The 18,319-nt window shown below is 70.9% G+C and carries 21 protein-coding genes; 8 read left to right on the top strand and 13 right to left on the bottom strand.

All coding sequences use genetic code 11. The annotated features are described in order from the left end of the window. Positions 1-21: 21 nt before the first annotated feature. The 3 genes from MMF93_RS23075 to MMF93_RS23065 all read right to left on the bottom strand — a co-directional run bounded on the left by MMF93_RS23075 (position 22) and on the right by MMF93_RS23065 (position 2,473). Positions 22-381 (bottom strand): STAS domain-containing protein, encoded by a 360-nt coding sequence (locus MMF93_RS23075; RefSeq protein ID WP_242757726.1) that lies wholly within the window; start codon positions 379-381, stop codon positions 22-24. A 346-nt stretch (positions 382-727) separates the two neighbouring features. Then, positions 728-1,576: a 3-hydroxyacyl-CoA dehydrogenase family protein gene (locus tag MMF93_RS23070; RefSeq protein WP_242754441.1), complete on the bottom strand. Its 849-nt coding sequence runs from the start codon at positions 1,574-1,576 to the stop codon at positions 728-730. A gap of 186 nt (positions 1,577-1,762) precedes the next feature. After that, a complete protein-coding gene (locus MMF93_RS23065; protein ID WP_242754439.1) occupies positions 1,763-2,473 on the bottom strand; it encodes a TetR/AcrR family transcriptional regulator in 711 nt (236 codons plus the stop codon). 81 nt (positions 2,474-2,554) lie between these two features. Between MMF93_RS23065 and MMF93_RS23060 the strand changes: the two genes are divergently transcribed. From MMF93_RS23060 to MMF93_RS23040, 5 genes are all read left to right on the top strand, one after another. Continuing rightward, positions 2,555-3,343 (top strand): ABC transporter ATP-binding protein, encoded by a 789-nt coding sequence (locus MMF93_RS23060; protein WP_242754437.1) that lies wholly within the window; start codon positions 2,555-2,557, stop codon positions 3,341-3,343. Between the two features lie 65 nt (positions 3,344-3,408). Continuing rightward, a complete protein-coding gene (locus MMF93_RS23055; RefSeq protein WP_242754435.1) occupies positions 3,409-4,161 on the top strand; it encodes an ABC transporter permease in 753 nt (250 codons plus the stop codon). 101 nt (positions 4,162-4,262) lie between these two features. Beyond that, positions 4,263-4,835: a cob(I)yrinic acid a,c-diamide adenosyltransferase gene (locus MMF93_RS23050; RefSeq protein WP_242754434.1), complete on the top strand. Its 573-nt coding sequence runs from the start codon at positions 4,263-4,265 to the stop codon at positions 4,833-4,835. Next, on the top strand, positions 4,832-5,479 hold the full coding sequence (locus tag MMF93_RS23045; protein WP_242754433.1) for an HAD-IA family hydrolase: 648 nt from the start codon (positions 4,832-4,834) through the stop codon (positions 5,477-5,479). Before MMF93_RS23050 ends, MMF93_RS23045 begins: the two co-directional genes overlap by 4 nt. 9 nt (positions 5,480-5,488) lie before the next feature. Beyond that, positions 5,489-6,334, top strand: a complete 846-nt coding sequence (locus MMF93_RS23040) for a hypothetical protein (RefSeq protein ID WP_242754432.1) — start codon at positions 5,489-5,491, stop codon at positions 6,332-6,334. A 51-nt stretch (positions 6,335-6,385) separates the two neighbouring features. Here the strand turns inward: MMF93_RS23040 and MMF93_RS23035 are convergent, their stop codons facing one another. After that, complete coding sequence (locus MMF93_RS23035; protein ID WP_242754431.1) at positions 6,386-6,946, bottom strand: hypothetical protein; 561 nt, start codon at positions 6,944-6,946, stop codon at positions 6,386-6,388. A 192-nt stretch (positions 6,947-7,138) separates the two neighbouring features. Between MMF93_RS23035 and MMF93_RS23030 the strand changes: the two genes are divergently transcribed. From MMF93_RS23030 to MMF93_RS23020, 3 genes are all read left to right on the top strand, one after another. Further along, positions 7,139-8,467, top strand: coding sequence for a sensor histidine kinase (locus tag MMF93_RS23030; RefSeq protein WP_242754430.1), 1,329 nt, complete (start codon positions 7,139-7,141; stop codon positions 8,465-8,467). After that, positions 8,464-9,216, top strand: coding sequence for a response regulator (locus tag MMF93_RS23025; RefSeq protein WP_242754429.1), 753 nt, complete (start codon positions 8,464-8,466; stop codon positions 9,214-9,216). The genes MMF93_RS23030 and MMF93_RS23025 overlap by 4 nt, the downstream gene beginning before the upstream one ends. 91 nt (positions 9,217-9,307) lie before the next feature. Next, positions 9,308-10,228 carry an AEC family transporter gene (locus MMF93_RS23020; protein ID WP_242754427.1) on the top strand — a complete coding sequence of 307 codons (921 nt, stop codon included), beginning with the start codon at positions 9,308-9,310 and terminating at the stop codon, positions 10,226-10,228. Positions 10,229-10,288: 60 nt separating this feature from the next. Here MMF93_RS23020 and MMF93_RS23015 read toward each other — a convergent pair whose 3' ends face one another. The 9 genes from MMF93_RS23015 to atpB form a co-directional block, all read right to left on the bottom strand. Continuing rightward, positions 10,289-10,747 (bottom strand): DUF2550 domain-containing protein, encoded by a 459-nt coding sequence (locus MMF93_RS23015; RefSeq protein ID WP_242757725.1) that lies wholly within the window; start codon positions 10,745-10,747, stop codon positions 10,289-10,291. Between the two features lie 155 nt (positions 10,748-10,902). Continuing rightward, the gene (locus MMF93_RS23010) at positions 10,903-11,286 is read right to left on the bottom strand and encodes a F0F1 ATP synthase subunit epsilon (RefSeq protein ID WP_242754426.1); all 384 of its coding nucleotides are present in this window, start codon (positions 11,284-11,286) and stop codon (positions 10,903-10,905) included. 186 nt (positions 11,287-11,472) lie between these two features. Next, positions 11,473-12,915 (bottom strand): F0F1 ATP synthase subunit beta, encoded by a 1,443-nt coding sequence (atpD, locus tag MMF93_RS23005; RefSeq protein ID WP_242754424.1) that lies wholly within the window; start codon positions 12,913-12,915, stop codon positions 11,473-11,475. 2 nt (positions 12,916-12,917) lie between these two features. Further along, a complete protein-coding gene (locus tag MMF93_RS23000) occupies positions 12,918-13,838 on the bottom strand; it encodes a F0F1 ATP synthase subunit gamma (protein WP_114014041.1) in 921 nt (306 codons plus the stop codon). A gap of 2 nt (positions 13,839-13,840) precedes the next feature. Next, a complete protein-coding gene (gene atpA / locus MMF93_RS22995; RefSeq protein ID WP_242754422.1) occupies positions 13,841-15,412 on the bottom strand; it encodes a F0F1 ATP synthase subunit alpha in 1,572 nt (523 codons plus the stop codon). A gap of 165 nt (positions 15,413-15,577) precedes the next feature. Further along, positions 15,578-16,393 carry a F0F1 ATP synthase subunit delta gene (locus MMF93_RS22990; RefSeq protein WP_242754420.1) on the bottom strand — a complete coding sequence of 272 codons (816 nt, stop codon included), beginning with the start codon at positions 16,391-16,393 and terminating at the stop codon, positions 15,578-15,580. After that, entirely contained in the window at positions 16,390-16,941 is a 552-nt protein-coding gene (locus tag MMF93_RS22985; RefSeq protein WP_114024270.1) for a F0F1 ATP synthase subunit B, read from the bottom strand. The genes MMF93_RS22990 and MMF93_RS22985 overlap by 4 nt, the downstream gene beginning before the upstream one ends. A gap of 60 nt (positions 16,942-17,001) precedes the next feature. Next, entirely contained in the window at positions 17,002-17,256 is a 255-nt protein-coding gene (gene atpE / locus MMF93_RS22980) for an ATP synthase F0 subunit C (RefSeq protein WP_114014038.1), read from the bottom strand. Between the two features lie 78 nt (positions 17,257-17,334). Then, positions 17,335-18,162, bottom strand: coding sequence for a F0F1 ATP synthase subunit A (gene atpB, locus MMF93_RS22975; RefSeq protein ID WP_114023934.1), 828 nt, complete (start codon positions 18,160-18,162; stop codon positions 17,335-17,337). Positions 18,163-18,319 lie beyond the last annotated feature (157 nt).

Genomic DNA, 18,319 nt, shown 5'->3' with positions numbered 1-18,319 from the left:
GAGCCGGGACCGACGGGATTGTCATGGGTTCGCCAGGACGCCGGTACTGGCGGACCCCTCCGGACCTGCGCCGCGGCCACTCACCGGCCGGGGCTCGATGGCCAGGATCCGGTGCAGCCGGGTGGCCACCAGCACGCGCTGCATCTGCGGCGGGACCTTCCGTAGCACGAGTCTCCTGCCGCAGCGCCCGGCGCGGCGGTGCGCGCCCATGATCACGCCGAGCCCCGTGGCGTCCCACGAGTCGAGCCCGGCGAGGTCGAGCACGAGATCGCCGTCTCCCCCGTCGACAGCGGCGTGCAGGACCGTGCGGGCGTCCGCGGCGCTGCGGACGTCGAGACGACCTCCGACGACCAGCTCGGCGTGGTCGCCCCTGATGTGCATATGTGCTCCCGGAGTGGTGTCCGTGGCGTGCATCCTTCAACTGTGCTGCGGCGAGCCGTGAGCGCTGCCGGGTGGACCGTGGCGGTGGCCCCCGGCTCGCCCCGGGGAGCCGTTACGGCCGATGAGCCGGTGTGTCCGACGAGCCGGTGGTGCGCCGTCGGACGGGCGGGTCCCTGGGCGGCCCCGGGGTCCGCCTCGGCGGCGGCCCCACTGGGGATGACGGGTTCCGGTGCGGCCGCGTTGCCGTTCGTTTCCCGACCGATACGGAGTTTCACCCTTGCGGGCGAGCGCGTCCCGGCCGCGCGGGGCGCTCCCGGCCGGTGAGGCGGCCGGGAGCCGACGGGCCTCAGTGCTCGTAGAAGCCCTGTCCGCTCTTGCGTCCGAGGTCTCCCGCGTCGACCATCCGCCGCATCGACTCGGGCGGGGCGAACTTGCCGTCCCTGGACTCGGTGTAGATGTTCTCCGTGGCGTGCAGCAGGATGTCGACGCCCGTCAGGTCCGCGGTGGCCAGCGGGCCCATGGCGTGGCCGAAGCCGAGCCTGCACGCGGTGTCGATGTCCTCCGCCGAGGCGACGCCCGACTCGTGCAGCTTGGCGGCCTCGACCACGAGCGCCGAGATGAGCCGGGTGGTGACGAAGCCGGCGACGTCCCGGTTGACGACGACGCACGTCTTGCCGACTGACTCGGCGAATTCCCGTGCGAGGGCGAGCGTCTCGTCGCTGGTCTTGTGGCCGCGCACCAGCTCGCACAGCGCCATCATCGGCACCGGCGAGAAGAAGTGGGTGCCCACCACCCGCTCGGGGCGTTCCGTGGCTGCCGCGATCTTGGTGATCGGGATGGCGGAGGTGTTCGAGGCGAGGACGGCGTGCTCGTCGGCGAGCTTGTCGAGCGCCGCGAAGATCTCCCGCTTGACCTCGATCTTCTCGAAGACGGCCTCCACCACGACGTCCGCGTCGGCCACCGCGTCCAGGTCCGTGGTGGTGGTGATGCGGGCCAGCGCCGCCTCGGCGTCGGCCGCCGCCAGCTTGCCCTTGGAGACGAACTTGTCGTAGGACGCCTTGATCCCGTCGGTACCGCGGGCGAGCGCCTCGTCCGTCACATCGCGGAGCATCACGTCCCAGCCCGCCTGAGCGGAGACCTGCGCGATTCCGGAGCCCATGAGGCCGGCCCCGATGACGGCGAGCTTCTTCGCCACGTTCTTCCCCTCACTTCGTCCCGCCGGGCGTCCGGCCCGCGCCGATGCGTACGCCTCGCGCCCCGTGAATGTCCGCCTGTTGGGCGGACATTAGCGCTTCTTCGCAAGCCGTGGGCGGGATAGAGACACGCATCACGTCTCACATGGCGGACATCACACCTTCGGGCGCGGGAGCGTGGGCGGACGTCAGCGAGCGGGTTTTCTCGCGTAGTTGACAAGCGCGTCGGTGACCAGGGACTCGTAGGCGTCCAGCCTGGCGAGCGCGTCCGTGGCGGCCCGTTCGGGTGAGACGCCGTCGGCGACGCTGAGCGTGGCGCGCCGGGTCACGAGGTTGATCAGGTTCACCAGTTCGTAGGCGACGAGTTCGGGCATGGGGTCCTCGGGGCCCGCGCCGGTCTCGGCCTCCAGGGTCTGGCGCAGCCGGTCGGCGGTGCGGTGGTGGAGCACCATCAGGCGCGCGACCAGCGCGGGCGATCCCCGCACGACGCGCATGAAGTCGCCGAAGCCCTCCCTCATGCCCGCGTACAGGTTCCGCTCGGCGATGTCCTCGCGCAGCCTCCCGAGCACCGCGGCGGCGGCGGACTGGCCCGGCGCGCGATCCCGCACCAGGGCGGCGGTGCGGTCGATCATCTCCTCCTCGCGGTCGAAGAAGAGGTCCTCCTTGGCCGGGAAGTAGTTGTAGACCGTGTTGACCGAGACGTCGGCGGCCTCGGCGATCTCGGCGATGGTCACCGCGTCGAAGCCGCGCGCCAGGAACAGGCCCGTGGCGATGTCGGAGATCCGCGTCCGGGTCTCCCGCTTCTTCCGCTCCCTGCGGCCCTCTTTCGGTGCGGTGCCGGCGTCCGGTGGGGCGCCTGGTGCGGACGCGGCGCCGGCGTTCGGTGCAGTGCTGGCCATGGCGTCATGGTACCGCTCCGATGGGGTCGGTTAATTCTTGGGGACGTTGCAAAATTTGAGCGTCTCTGTTTTTCTGTCGGCATGCCAGCAGTCATCCACACCGCCGGACTGACCCGGACCTTCCACACCAAAAAGCGCACCGTAGAAGCCGTGCGCGGCATCGACCTGACCGTCGGACAAGGCGAGATCCTCGGCTTCCTCGGCCCGAACGGCGCGGGCAAGACCACCACGCTCCGCATGCTGACCACGCTGCTCGCGCCCACCTCGGGCACCGCGACCGTCGCGGGCCACGACCTGATCGCCGACCCGCGCGGCGTACGGAAACGCATCGGATACGTGGCACAGGCCGGCGGCGTCGACCCCGTCGTCAGCGTCCGTGAGGAGCTCACCACCCAAGCCCGCCTCTACCGCCTCACCAAAGCGGAAGCCGCCCGCCGCACGGAGGAGTTGGCACAGGACCTGGACCTGACCGACCTGCTGGAGCGGCCCTGCCGCGCGCTCTCCGGCGGCCAGCGGCGGCGCCTGGACATCGCCATGGCGCTCACCCACGAGCCCAGCCTGCTCTTCCTCGACGAGCCGACGACCGGCCTCGATCCCGGCAGCCGCGCCGACCTGTGGCAGCTCGTGCGGCGCCTGCGTCAACAGCGCGGGATGACCGTCTTCCTGACCACGCACTACCTGGACGAGGCCGACGCACTCGCCGACCGGCTGGTGGTCGTGGACGACGGCCGCATCGCCGCACAGGGCACCTCGGCCCAGCTCAAGAAGGAGTACGGCGGCTCGGTGCAAGCCAGCCTCCAGGACGCCTTCATCGCCCTGACCGGCCGCGAGGCGAAGCGCGAGACCGAGCGCGCACCCGTGGCCGTGTGACCCCGCCCCTGCACCGGCGGAACGGCCCTCCGACAGACGCCCCTCCCCGAAGGAACAGACGCCCCATGTCCCACCTGCTCACCGACACCGGCATCATCGCAGGACGCTACATCCGGCAGACCCTGGCCTCCCGCCTCGGCGTGCTGTTCGGACTCCTCCAACCGCTGCTGTTCCTGGTCTTCTTCGGCCCCCTGCTGCGCGACATCGACCTGGGCGGCGCCGGCGACTCCTGGCAGACGCTGGTGCCGGGGCTCCTCGTCCAGCTCGGGCTGTTCTCCTCGGCGTTCGCCGGGTTCACCCTCCTGATCGAGAAACAGCACGGCGTCGTGGAGCGGCTGCGCGTCACCCCCGTCAGCAGGCTCGCCCTGCTGCTGGGGCGCCTGGTGCGCGACGTGCTCCAACTGTTCGCCCAGTCGCTCCTGCTCGTCCTGGTCGGCGTCGCCTTCGGGCTGCGCACCCCGGTGGTGGGGGTGGCGATCGGCTTCGTCCTCGTCGGCGTCCTGGCCGCCTCGCTCGCCGCCCTGTCGTACGCGCTGGCCATGCGGGTCACCTCCCCCCAGGAGTTCGCGCCGGTCATCAACTCGCTCAACCTGCCGGCCGTACTGCTCTCGGGCATCCTGCTGCCGATGGCGCTGGCGCCCGACTGGCTGGACGCGGTGTCGCACTTCGTGCCGTTCCGGTACGTCGTCGACGCCGTGCGCGACGCCTTCCTGGGGCACTACGGGGGAACGCTCGCCCTCGGCGCCCTGGTCGCCCTCGCCCTCGCCGCCGTCTCGCTGGGCCTGGGCACCCAGGTCTTCAGGAAAGCCGGAGCGTGACCGCCCCGCCCCTCGCCCGCCCGCCGCGCGTCCTCGCGGCGGGCGGGCGACAGGCCGGAGGGCACCCTCCCACGTGCGGGTACGCGGGCTACGCTCGCAGCATGGTGAACCTGACGCGGATCTACACCCGTACCGGCGACAAGGGCACGACGGCGCTCGGCGACATGAGCCGTACGGCCAAGACCGACACCCGCATCGCGGCGTACGCGGACGCCAACGAGGCGAACGCCGCGCTCGGGACCGCGCTGGCCCTCGGCGGCCTCGACGAAGAGGTCCGCACCGTTTTGCTGCGCGTCCAAAACGACCTGTTCGACGTGGGCGCCGACCTGTCCACCCCCGTCGTGGACAACCCCGAGTTCCCGCCGCTGCGCGTGGAGCAGGCCTACATCGACAAGCTGGAGGCCGACTGCGACCGGTTCCTGGAGGACCTGGAGAAGCTGCGCTCCTTCATCCTCCCGGGCGGTACGGCGGGCGCCGCGCTGCTGCACCAGGCGTGCACGGTCGTCCGCCGCGCCGAGCGCTCCACCTGGGCCGCCATGGAAGAACACGGCGAGACGATGAACCCGCTGACCGCGACCTACCTCAACCGCCTCTCCGACCTGCTGTTCATCCTCGCCCGTACGGCCAACAAGTCCGTCGGCGACGTGCTGTGGGTGCCGGGGGGCGAGCGGTGAGCCCCGCCGCGGGCGACCGGCCCGCGCTGCTGATGGACCTGGGCGGCGTGGTGGTCGAGGACAAACTCCCTGCCGCCGCCGCCAAGTGGGCGGCGCGGCTGGGCATCTCCGAAGAGGACTTCGTCACCTCCGTCTACGCGGGCAACGACACGGAGGTGCTCGTCGGCCGGATGGACGGGCCCCAGTGGTGGTCCGTGGTACGCGACCGTCTGGGCCTGGACGCGGAGGCCGTCACCGAGCTGCGAGCCGACCTGGCGGCCGACCCCGTGTACGACCGCGCGCTGCTCGACGCGGTGGCGGCGCTGCGTGGCAGGGCAGCCACCGCGTTCGTCAGCAACGCCTGGCCCGACGCCCGCCCGCACCTCGGCGCGGTGCTGCCGGCCGCGGAAGTGGCCGTGCTCTCCTGCGAGGTGGGGTACGCCAAACCGGACCCGCGCATCTACACGCACACCCTGCGCCTGCTGGGCGCCGAGGCCTCCAAGGCGCTGTTCGTCGACGACGTGGCCCGCAACGTCGAGGCGGCGCGGGCGCTGGGGATGGACGTACATCTGCACACCGGCTCCGCCGGCACGCTCGCCGCGCTCGACGCGTTCGCCTCCCGCCTGCCCCGGGCCACCGCTTCGCAGGCCGACGGCACCGAGTAACGTGCGCGCATGGCCATACCGGGGGCGCAGCCGCAGCAGCCGTACTCACAGCAACCCACCTCCACCGCGATGCCCGCGTACCAGTTCAACCCGTACGCACAGCCGCACACTCCGCCCGCCGGGCCGCCCGGACCACCCGGGCCACCGCCGGGGACGCCGCCGCGCCGCGGCGCGCCGCGCTGGCTGTGGGCGCTGGGCGGCGTGGTGATCGCGTCCGCCACCTGGGCCGCGACGCTCATGGCCACCGGCGCGCTCGACAAGGGCGACGAGGCGACGCCGGACTACCGGGGCTACCGCTACCACCACGACATGTGCGAGACGGCCGAACTGAAGTCGTTCGTCGCGGAGTACGAGCTCAGCAAGTCCGCGACGGACGACCCCGACGGGTACTCCTCGCAGCAGAACGGGCTCGACGTGAGCAGTTGCAGCCGCACCATGACCGAACGCGGCGAGACCTCGCGGACACCGCCGACCACGTACGTGACCACGCACGTCGAATGGCACAAGAAGGCGGATCCCTCCGGGGAGTTCGCCTCCGAGCAGCGCACCTGGCTGGACCGGAAGTCGGAGACTTACCAGTACAAGGTGACCCCCGTGAAGGGGATCGGCAATGAGGCGTACCTGGTCAAGGAGCAGCGGGCCAACAGTCTGGGCAGCCTGAAACTCGAGGTACGCGCCGGCTGGATGACGTACGAGATGAGCTGGAGCTGGTTCGGCGGAGGCCCCGACGACGACTTCGAGCCGCCGCCCGAGCAGACCGTGCTCGGCTGGATGAAGACCGACACCCGCGCCACGCTCGCCGCCCTCAAGAAGCCGGACACCAAAGAGGCGCCGGGCCGCGACCCCGGCGCCTGACCCCGCCGTGAGGCCCGCCGCCGCGCCCCTCGACGCGGCGGCGCGCGGCCCTCAGCGTGACGCGCCGTCCGTGACGCGCTCGGGAGCCCGCTTGGGCCACACCGTGTAGCTCGCCCCGATGACCAGGCTGATCCCCGCCACCAGCCCCATGCGGGCCTGCCAGGCGTGCAGCGGCCCGGCCTGCTCGCCGTCGCCGACGTACCAGACCGCCAGCTGGAGGAGTGCCGCGGCGATGGCCGCCGCACCGACACCGCGCGCCGCCATCTTCCACTCGTGCACGGCCCGCGGCATCCCGTACCGGGGCGGCTTCACCGGGCGCGGCCCGCGGCCGAGCCGGTGCGCGGCATGGCCGTCGGCCCACTTCACCAGGTAGTGGCCGTGGGTCGCGGTGAAGCCGATGTAGACGGCGGCAAGCCCGTGCTTCCAGTCGGGCTCCGCGCCGTTCTTCAGGTCGATCGCGGTGACGACCAGCAGCACGACCTCCAGCAGCGGCTCGCACAGCAGCACCGCGGCGCCCGTCTTCTCCATCCTGGCCAGGTAGCGCAGCGCGAGGCCGGCCGCCAGCAGCACCCAGAAGCCGACTTCGCTGACGACGATCAGCGTCACGATCATGGTGGGTCCTCCAGGCGGCTGTCACGGCGCGGACGTGCTCCACCACGGTGGCCCACGCGGTGGCGGCGCGGCGTCGTCGGGCGTGACGATTTTGGCGGAGCGCGACTGCATCGAAAGATGCAGTCGCAGCCGGCCGTCGCTCGGCCAGGCGGAGGAGGACCTGACACGGGGCGCTCACGGGACAATGGGGCCATGACCACCGCCGCGGCCACCGCGCCGACCCGCGCGCCGCACCGGTGGCGTCCCCACCGCGACGACGTGCTCGTCGCGGTCTGCGGTGCCGTCGGCGGCCTGCTGCTGTGGGTCCTCGGTCTGGCCAGTGACCCGATCGTGGCGCGCGGCCCCCGCTGGCTGGTGCTGGTGCCGCTCGCCATGATGTGCCTGGCCGCGCTGGTGCGCCGCACCGCGCAGCCCTACGCGCTGCTCGTCGGGCTGCCGGCGCAGGTGGCCGACCTGTTGACGGGCTCGCTGCTGGCCACCCTCGTGCTGTTCACCGACCTGCTCTACGCCGGGGTGCTCTACGGTTCGGCCCGCTTCTCCCGCGCGGTGCTGCGCGGCTCGGTGGCCGTCACCGTGCTCTTCTCCGCCTGGCTGCTGCTCGCCTTCCACCGTGCGGAGATGCTGCTGCTCGTCGCCGCCTGCGCGGGCATCCTGCTGGTGCCCACGACCTCGGGCGAGATGATCCGCAACCACCGGGACAAGGCAGCGGCCGAGCGGCAGCGGGCCGAGCAGACGGCGCTGCTCGCCGAGCTGGACCGCAAACAGGCCATCGACGCCGAGCGGACGCGCATGGCACGCGAACTGCACGACGTCGTCGCCAACCACCTGTCGGCCATCGCCATCCACTCCACGGCCGCGCTCTCCCTCACCGCCGGCGAGAGCGGCCCGAGCAGCCAGGACGCCAACCGTGAGGCGCTGGGCGTCATCCGCGAGAACAGTGTGCAGGGCCTGGCGGAGATGCGCCGCCTCATCGGCCTGCTGCGCAACGCGACCGGCGCCGACGAGCCCACCGCGACGCCCTCCCTCGACGGTCTCGACGCCCTGCTGGAGCGGGCCCGTGCGATGGCGGGCGACGGCCGCACCTTCGTCCTCACCGACCGGCGCGCGCCGGGTGATCCGCCGCTGCCCACGCCGGTGGAGCTGGCCGCCTACCGGGTCGTCCAGGAGGCGGTCACCAACGCGCTCAAGCACGCCGCGCCCGGCGAGGTCACCGTCGCCGTCGCACCGCACCGCGACGACGGTTCGAACCTCGGGCTGTGTCTGCGCGTCACCAGCCCGCTTTCGGACCGGGAGGAGCACGGCGGTCCCCCGCGCGCCCCGGGTGCCGGGGCCGGTCTGACCGGCATGCGGGAGCGCGTCGAGCTGCTGAACGGCACCCTGACCGCGGGCCCCTCCACCACGCCCGGGGGCCGGCACGTCTGGGACGTCCGCGCCGTACTGCCCGCACAGGAGAAGACGGACCGCAACCCGGGGACCGCACGCGGAAGCCGCCGCAACGAGCGCAGGGAGACGGAAGAATGACACAGCCCGGCGCCGGGAACGGGACGGACCGGTTCGCACAGGCCGAGCACGGCGGGGACCGGCCGCGGGAGGCGGCAGGCGCCGCCCCGCCCCTCCGGGTCCTCGTCGCCGAGGACCAGCAGGCCGTACGCGCCGGTATCGTCCTCATCCTCCGGCACGCCCCCGGCATCGACGTCGTCGGTGAGGCGGGCGACGGCGAGGAGGCGGTGAGGCTCGCGCACACGTTGCGGCCCGATGTCGTGCTGATGGACATCCAGATGCCGCGGCTCGACGGCGTGAGCGCCACCCGCCGCATCGTCGAGGCCGGGGCCGGGGACGTGCTGGTGCTGACCACCTTCGACCACGACAGCTACGTCTTCGGGGCGCTGCGCGCGGGCGCGGCCGGATTCCTGCTCAAGGACAGCGAGGCCGCCGCACTCGTCGAGGCCGTCCGCACCGTCGCCCGCGGCGACGGCATGATCGCCCCCGCCGTGACCCGCAGGCTGATCGCCGAGTTCGCCGGCGGACCGTCGCGGGCCGCACGCGCCCCGCAGGAGCCCCCGCCGGGTCTGAGCGGGCTGACCCGCCGCGAGCGCGAGGTCCTCGGCTGCCTCGGCGAAGGCCTCTCCAACGTCGAGATCGCCGACCGCCTCACCATGGCGGAGGCCACCGTCAAAACCCACGTCAGCAGGCTGCTGGCCAAGCTGGAGCTGCGCAGCAGGACCCAGGCGGCGGTCCTCGCGCAGGAGGTGGGGATCACCGCCCCGTGAGGGTACTGGCGACCGGCGGACCCGCTGGTCGGCCCCCTTGAGGACATCCGGACAATTGAGCGAGTCCCGATCCGCGCAGGGGAGGTCCGCCGTGTCCGGCGTGCTCACCGGCTTCGCCGTCATCGCCGCCGTCATCGGCACCGGCTACGTCCTCGGCCGCTTCGCCCTCCTCGGAGACGGCGGCCGGGAGGTCCTCACCAAGCTCGCCTTCCACGTCGCCAGCCCCGCGTTGATGTTCGAGACCCTCTCGCACGCCGACCTGACGGTCCTCGCCTCCGCGCCCCTGGCCATCACCGCGCTGTCCGCCGCGGCCATGGCGGGCGGCTACGCCCTCGTCGGCGCGGTACGCCGCTGGCCCGCCGCACCGACGACGGTCGGCGCGCTGTGCTCCGGATACGTCAACGCGGGCAACCTCGGCATCCCCGTCGCCGCCTACGTACTGGGAGACGCCTCGCTGGTCGCCCCCGTGCTGCTCTTCCAACTGCTGCTGATGACACCCGTCGGACTCACCGTCCTCGACGTCACCACCTCGGGCGGCGGCGACAGCCTGCTGCGGCGCCTCACCAGCCCCCTGCGCAACCCCATCGTCGTCGGCTCGCTCGCCGGGGTCGCCGTCGCCGCGTCCGGGTGGCGGGTGCCGGAACCGGTCATGGAGCCCTTCCACCTCATCGGCGCGATGTCGGTGCCCGCCGTACTGCTGGCCTTCGGCATCTCGCTGTACGGCAGCGCCCTGCCGGGGCGGGACGGCGAACGCGGGCCGCTGGTGCTCTCGGTGCTGCTCAAGTCGCTCGGCCAGCCGCTCGTCGCCTGGCTCCTGGGCACCGTCGTGTTCGGCCTGGGAGGCCGGGCGCTGTTCGCCGTCGTCGTGACGGCCGCGCTGCCCTCAGCGCAGAACCTGTTCGCCTACGCGAGCCGGTACGGGGTCGCCACGCGGCTGGCCCGCGAATCCATCCTCGTCTCGACCGTGCTGGCGGTGCCCGTGCTCTTCACGATCGCGGCCCTGCTCGGCTGACAGCGCTGCCCGGTCGCGGCGCTGCCCGGCTGACGCCCCTGGCCGGCTGAGACCCCCCGCTCAGGCCACGTTGACGCGCTGCCCCGGAGGGGCGGCCTCCAGCCAGGCGAGGAACCCCGTCAGCGCGTCCTCGCTGAGCGCCAGCTCGACCCGCACCCGCTCGGGCCCCACCGCGCACGCCAGCACGACGGAGTCGGACAGCAGCGCCTGCTCCTCGTCGCCCCGCGGCGAACGGCGCTCCAGAACGTCGATGGCCCCGCGCACCAGATGGCGGCGGGGCCTGGGGGCATAGGAGAAGACGCGGAACCACTCGATGCGGTCGCCGTTGTAGCGGGCGATGCCGTACGCCCACCCTTTTCCCTTCGGCTCGGCGGCCTCCTCCTCGGGTACCGCCCACCGCAGGTTGCAGTCGAACGTTCCGCCGGACCGCTGGATCAGCCGCCTGCGTACCCCGAAGGCGAAAAGCCCCGCGATCACCAGCAGAACGACCACGCCGCACAGCAGCAGAGCGAGGACCATCTTCATCGACCTCCTCGCACTCTCCGGGACCTGCCGCCGGCAAGTCTCTCAAACGCTTCTGTATGGCTTCAGCCGCGGACGGCCCCGGAGAAATTCCGGGACCACCCGCGGCTGAGTGTCGTCCTGCACCGTGCGCCGCTGCGGGGCGGCGTACGTCAGCGAGCGGCCGTCACCGCTCGCAGCCGCACGTCGGCACGCCGCTCGGCGCCCTCGTCGGCCTTGGACTTGGCCTCCTCCAACGCGCGCTCCGCCCGCTCGACATCGATCTCGTCGGTCAGCTCCGCGACCTCCGCGAGCAGGGAGAGCTGGTCGTCGGCGAAGGAGATGAATCCGCCGTGCACGGCGGCGACGACGGTACCGCCGCCGCTCTCACCACTCGTGCGGATGGTGACAGGGCCGGACTCCAGCACGCCGAGCAGCGGCTGGTGGCCGGGCATGACACCGATATCACCCGAGGAGGTGCGCGCGACGACCAGGCTGGCCTCGCCGGACCAGACCTTGCGGTCGGCGGCGACCAACTCGACGTGCAGCTCAGCCACTGTGGCTCCTCAGCTTGGGATGGGGAAAGGATAAGGGGTGCGGTGCGGGGACGGGTACGCCCACCCGCCCCGCCGCGGAGCACGACCGGCGCACATGTGCGTGAGACCGCGCGCGGAAGCACGCAGGAGCGCCGAAGCCCCTCCCGTCCGGAGCCCGGGGGCCCACCGGACGGGAGAGGAACGGCGTCAGGAGACGCCGAGCTCCTTCGCCTTGGCCTTGAGGTCGTCAAGGCCACCGCACATGAAGAACGCCTGCTCCGGGAAGTGGTCGAACTCGCCGTCGGCGATCGCGTTGAAGGCCGCGATCGACTCGTCCAGCGGCACGTCCGAACCGTCCAGGCCGGTGAACTGCTTCGCCGCGTGGGTGTTCTGCGACAGGAAGCGCTCGATGCGGCGGGCGCGGGACACCGTGAGCTTGTCCTCCTCGGACAGCTCGTCGATGCCGAGGATGGAGATGATGTCCTGCAGATCCTTGTACTTCTGCAGGATCCCCTTGACGCGCTCGGCGCAGTTGTAGTGCTCCTGGGTGACGAAGCGCGGGTCCAGGATCCGGGAGGTGGAGTCCAGCGGGTCCACCGCGGGGTAGATGCCCTTCTCCGAGATCGGACGCGAGAGCACCGTGGTGGCGTCCAGGTGCGCGAACGTCGTCGCCGGGGCCGGGTCCGTCAGGTCGTCGGCGGGCACGTAGATCGCCTGCATGGAGGTGATGGAGTGGCCGCGGGTCGAGGTGATGCGCTCCTGGAGCACACCCATCTCGTCCGCCAGGTTCGGCTGGTAACCCACCGCGGAGGGCATGCGGCCCAGCAGGGTGGAGACCTCGGAACCGGCCTGCGTGAAGCGGAAGATGTTGTCGATGAAGAACAGCACGTCCTGCTTCTGCACATCGCGGAAGTACTCCGCCATGGTCAGACCGGCCAGCGCGACGCGGAGACGGGTCCCCGGCGGCTCGTCCATCTGGCCGAAGACCAGCGCGGTCTGCGGGAGGACGCCGGACTCGTCCATCTCCTCGATCAGGTCGTTGCCCTCACGGGTGCGCTCGCCGACGCCGGCGAACACGGAAACGCCCTCGTGCAGCTTGGCCACACGCATGATCATTTCCTGGATGAGGACCGTCTTGCCGACGCCCGCGCCGCCGAACAGGCCGATCTTGCCGCCCTTGACGTACGGGGTCAGCAGGTCGACGACCTTCAGACCGGTCTCGAACATCTCGGTCTTCGACTCGAGCTGGTCGAACGAGGGCGCCTTGCGGTGGATGGACCACCGCTCGGTGACCTCGGACTCGGCCTCCGGCTCGTTCAGGATCTTGCCGAGGGTGTTGAAGACCCGGCCCTTGGTGACATCACCGACGGGCACGGTGATGCCCGCGCCGGTGTCGGTCACCGGGGCCTGGCGGACCAGGCCGTCGGTCGGCTCCATGGAGATGGCGCGGACCACGCCCTCGCCGAGGTGCTGTGCCACCTCCAGGGTCAGGGTCTTGCGCTTGCCGTCCTCGGCCGGGTCGAGAACCTCGACCGTCAGCGCCTGGTAGATGTCCGGCATGGCGTCGACGGGGAACTCCACGTCGACGACCGGGCCGATGACCCGGGCAACACGGCCCGTGGCGGTGGCCGTCTCAACAGTGGTGGTCATGGTTAGCGGTCACTCCCCGCGTTAGCGTCAGCCAGCGCGCTCGCCCCACCGACGATCTCGCTGATTTCCTGGGTGATGTCGGCCTGGCGGGCCGCGTTGGCAAGCCGCGTCAGCGACTTGATGAGTTCCTCGGCGTTGTCGGTCGCGGACTTCATCGCCCGGCGGGTGGCGGCGTGCTTGGAGGCAGCCGCCTGGAGCAAGGCGTTGTAGACCCGGGACTCGACGTACCGCGGCAGCAGCGCGTCCAGCACGTCCTCCGCCGAGGGCTCGAAGTCGTACAGCGGAAGGACACCCTTGCCGCCGGCCGCCTCCGTCGCCTGGTCGCCGTCGAGGGTGAGCGGCAGCATCCGGTCGCGCACCGGCGTCTGCGTCATCATCGAGACGAACTCGGTGTAGACGATGTGCAGCTCGTCCACGCCGCCCTCGGCGGTCTCCTGCTGCACCGCCTCGATCAGCGAGGCGGCCACCGTCTTGGCGTCGGCGTAGGTCGGGTTGTCCGTGAAGCCGGTGAACGACTCCTTGACCGGACGGTCGCGGAAACCGTAGTAGGCCACACCCTTGGAGCCGACGATGAAGCTGACGATCTCCTTGCCCTCGGCGGTCAGCCGCTCGTTGAGCTGCTCTGCCGCCTTGATGGCGTTGGAGTTGTAGCCGCCCGCGAGCCCGCGGTCGCTCGTGATGAGCAAGACCGCGGCCCGCTTGGGCTGCTCGGCCTCGGTCAGCAGCGGGTGCGAGGTGGCGGAGCCGCCCGCCACAGCGGTGACCGCGCGGGTCAGCTCCGTGGCGTACGGCTCGGACGCGGCCACCCTGCGCTGCGCCTTGATGATGCGCGAGGCGGCGATCATCTCCATCGCCCGGGTGATCTTCTTGGTCGCAGTGACGGACTTGATCCGCCGCTTGTAGACCCTGAGCTGGGCACCCATGCTCAGCCCTCGCCCAGCAGCTTGCCGTCCGAGGTCTCGAACTGGGTCTTGAACTTGTCGACCGCGTCGCCGAGCGTCTGGATGGTGTCGTCCGACATCTTGGCACCCTCGCGAATGCTGGTCAGCAGGCCCGACTCCTCGCGGTGCATGTAGTCCAGCAGCTCGCGCTCGAACCGGCGGATGTCCTCGACCGGCACGTCGTCCATCTTGCCGTTGGTGCCCGACCAGATGGAGACGACCTGGTCCTCGGTGGAGAACGGCGCGTACTGCGGCTGCTTGAGCAGCTCGGTCATGCGCTTACCGCGCTCCAGCGACGCCTTGGAGGCGTCGTCCAGGTCGGAACCGAAGGCGGCGAACGCCTCCAGCTCGCGGTACTGCGCCAGGTTCACCCGGAGCGAGCCGGTGATCTGCCGGACCGCCTTGTGCTGCGCGGAACCGCCGACGCGGGAGACGGAGATACCGACGTTCAGCGCCGGGCGCTGGCCCGCGTTGAACAGGTCGGACTCCAAGAAGCACTGGCCGTCGGTGATGGAGATGACGTTGGTCGGAATGAACGCCGAGACGTCGTTCGCCTTGGTCTCGACGATCGGCAGACCCGTCATCGAGCCCTTGCCCATGTCGTCGGAGAGCTTCGCGCAGCGCTCCAGCAGCCGGGAGTGCAGGTAGAAGACGTCGCCCGGGTAGGCCTCGCGGCCCGGCGGGCGGCGCAGCAGCAGGGACACGGCGCGGTAGGCGTCGGCCTGCTTGGACAGGTCGTCGAAGACGACGAGGACGTGCTTGCCCTGGTACATCCAGTGCTGGCCGATGGCCGAGCCGGTGTAGGGGGCGATGTACTTGAAGCCGGCCGGGTCCGACGCGGGGGCCGCGACGATCGTCGTGTACTCCAGCGCACCGGCCTCCTCCAGCGCGCCGCGCACGGACGCGATGGTGGAGCCCTTCTGGCCGACGGCGACGTAGATGCAGCGGACCTGCTTGTCCGGGTCGCCGGAGCGCCAGTTGTCGCGCTGGTTGATGATCGTGTCGACGCACAGCGCGGTCTTGCCGGTCTGGCGGTCGCCGATGACCAGCTGGCGCTGGCCGCGGCCGATCGGGGTCATGGTGTCGACGGCCTTGTAGCCGGTCGCCATCGGCTCGTGCACGGACTTGCGGTCCATGACGGTGGGCGCCTGGAGCTCCAGGGCGCGGCGGGCCTCGGGCTCGATCTCGCCGAGACCGTCGACCGGGGCACCCAGCGGGTCGACGACGCGGCCCAGGTAGCCGTCGCCGACCGGGACCGACAGGACCTCGCCGGTGCGCTGCACCGACTGACCCTCCTCGATGCCGCTGAACTCACCGAGGACGACCGCACCGATCTCCCGCTCCTCGAGGTTGAGGGCGAGGCCGAGGGTGCCGTCCTCGAACTTCAGCAGCTCGTTCGCCATGGCCGAGGGCAGCCCCTCGACCTTCGCGATGCCATCGCTGGCAGCGCTGACCGTACCGACCTCTTCCCGCGAGGCCGCGTCCGGCGTGTACGACTGGACAAAGTTCTCCAGCGCGTCCCGGATCTCATCCGGCCGGATCGTGAGCTCCGCCATCTGGGTTCCCTGCTCTCCTTGTTGGGCCCGTAAGTTGCTGCGGGCACCGGGGGGCGTCTCCCCCGGCTCCCATGTACGGCCCAACTCGGGCCGCGTTCGTGCTTGTTGAGTTGGTTGGCGCACACGCGCCGGGTCCTGCCACGCTCTGCGGGCTCGGCGTGCCCGTCAGCCCGCCATCCGCCGCTGCGCCCGCTCCAGCCGGTCGGCGACCGAGCCGTTGATCACCTCGTCGCCCACCTGGACCCTGATCCCGCCGAGGATCTCGGGGTCCACGTCCAGGTTGAGGTGAACCTGGCGGCCGTACAGCTTGGCCAGCGACGCGCCCAGACGCCGCTTCTGCTCGTCGCTGAGCGGCACCGCGGACGTCACCACGGCGACCGAACGGTTGCGGCGCTCGGCTGCCAGCTTGGACAGGGCTTCCAGCCCTGCCTCCAGGCTACGTCCCCGCGGCTGGATCACCAGGCGGGTCACCAGCCGCTCGGTGGCCGGGCGCACCCGGCCGGCGAGCAGCGTGTTGACCAGCGCACTCTTCGCCGCCGGAGCCGCTGTCCTGCTGGTCAGGGCCGAGCGCAGGTCGGGCGCGGAGGCCGCCGTCCTGGCGAACCTGAACAGCTCGTCCTCGACGTCGTCGAGCGAGCCGTCGCGCTCCGCCGCCACCAGGTCGGCCAGGTCGGCCAGCTCCTCGACCGCGTCGACCAGGTCGCGCGGGGTGGACCACCGGGAGCGGACCATGCCGGAGACCACGTCGGCGGCGGGGCCGCTGACCTGGCCACCCAGCACACGCTGGGCCAGCGAGGCCTTGGCCTCCCCGTCCTGCGCCGGGTCGGTGAGGACCCGGCGCAGCGAGACCTCGCGCTCCAGCAGCGCGGTGACGGCGGCGAGCTCGTCGGCGAGGGCCGCGGCGTCGGCCGACGTGGAGTCGGTCAGCGCGGTCAGGCTCTCACGTGCGGCGGCAAGCGCCTCACGGCTCGCTCCGTTCATCGGGCGGCTCCGTTGACATTCGCCTCCGCCTCGGCGGTCTCTTCGAGGCCGTCGAGGAAGCGGTCGATCACACGGCTCTGCCGGGCGTGGTCCTCCAGGGACTCGCCGACGAGCTTGCCTGCCAGGTCAGTGGCGAGCTTGCCCACGTCCTGGCGGAGCGTGGCCGCGGCCTGCTTGCGATCGGCGTCGATCTGGGAGTGGCCCGCGGCGATGATCTCCTCACGCTGCCGCTGGCCCTCGGCGCGCATCTCGGCGATGAGCGCCGCGCCCTGCTCCTGTGCCTCGGCACGCAGTCGGGCGGCCTCGTGGCGGGCCTCGGAGAGCTGGTCCTTGTACTGCTGGAGTACGTCGGCAGCCTCCTGCTGAGCCGCCTCGGCCTTCTCGATGCCGCCCTCAATGGCTTCACGACGCTCTTCCAGCACCTTGTTGATGCTCGGAAGGAGCTTCTTCCACAGGAAGAAGAAGACGATGGCGAATGCGATCAGGCCGATGACGAACTCTGGAATCGGCGGGATGAGCGGGTTCTGCGGAACCTCGGTCTCCGCCATGGGTACCAGGGCGTTCACGTCAGTGCCTTCCGTCGGAAAAAGGGTTCGTTCGCTCGGCCGTCAGGAGCGGAAGATGAAGCCCATGACGATGCCGATGAGGGCCAGCGCCTCACAGAAGGCGAAGCCGAGGATCTGGTTCTGACGGATCAGACCGGCGGCCTCGGGCTGGCGGGCCAGCGCCTGGGTGCCGTTACCGAAGACGATGCCGACGCCGATGCCGGGGCCGATGGCGGCGAGACCGTAGCCGATGGAGCCGAGGTTGCCGGTGACGCCTTCGGAGGCGGCGATGTTGACCATGTCGAGAGCAGCGGACATGCCGTTACTTCCTTCTCTGTACGGACCGGCGGGGGTTGGCCGCCGGACAGCTGGGGGTTGTGCGGGGAGCGGGCCGGCTCAGTGTTCCTTGACGAGCGCGCCCTGGATGTAGGAGCAGGTCAGCAGGACGAACACGTACGCCTGGATGACCTGGATGAACAGCTCGAACGCGATCATGACGATGGTCATGATGAAGGAGACGGCCGAGTAGGCGATCCCGATACCGTTGAGCATGTACCAGGTCGCGATCGTGAACAGCGCCACCAGCATGTGGCCCGAGAACATGTTCGCGAACAGCCGGACGGAGTGCGTGAAGGGGCGCACGAGCAGGTTCGAGAAGAACTCGATGACCATGACCATCGGCAGCACCGGGCCGAGGGACTTGTCGTAGCCGGTGAAGTTCTTCCAGGCGCCGGTCCAGCCCTGCCGCTTGAAGGTGAGCCCGACCCAGACGACGTAGACGATCAGGGCGAGGCCGAGCGGAATCGAGAAGATGGACGTGACGGGGAACTGGGCGAGCGGGATGACCGCCCACAGGTTCATCACCCACACGAAGAAGAAGAGCGCCACCACGAAGGGGACGTACTTCTCGCCTTCCTTCTTGCCGATGGTCTCGTAGACGACGCCTCGGCGGATGAAGTCGTATCCGGCCTCCGCGATCATCTGGAGCTTTCCGGGGACGATCTTCGGCTTGGCGAAGGCCGCCCAGAAGAACCACACGATGGCGAGCGTGCCGACGAGGGCGAGCAGGATCGGCTTGTTGAAGTCGAATCCGCCGATGCTGAACATCGGCTCGAAGACGAACGAGTGGAGCCCGGGAGCCTCGAAGCCGCAACCACTGAAAAGGTGGCAGTCGGTCTCAAAGGCGAGCATCTGGTCAGCACTCACCGCGGGCTCCTTCTGCATGGCGCATGAAAACGGCTACCTCGTTGTGTCGGCGCGGCCTGCTGCCACGGAACGGCACTGGTCTGGGTCGTACGAATCGGGGGCGGCGGCTGATCAGGGCGTCAGAGCGTCCGTTTCGTGGCGTTGGGGCCGGAACGGAGCGAAGCTCTGCCGCCGC

The sequence above is a fragment of the Streptomyces tubbatahanensis genome (assembly GCF_022699385.1).
Classification (GTDB): Bacteria; Actinomycetota; Actinomycetes; order Streptomycetales; family Streptomycetaceae; genus Streptomyces; species Streptomyces diacarni.
This window is presented reverse-complemented; position numbering and strand designations above follow the sequence as displayed.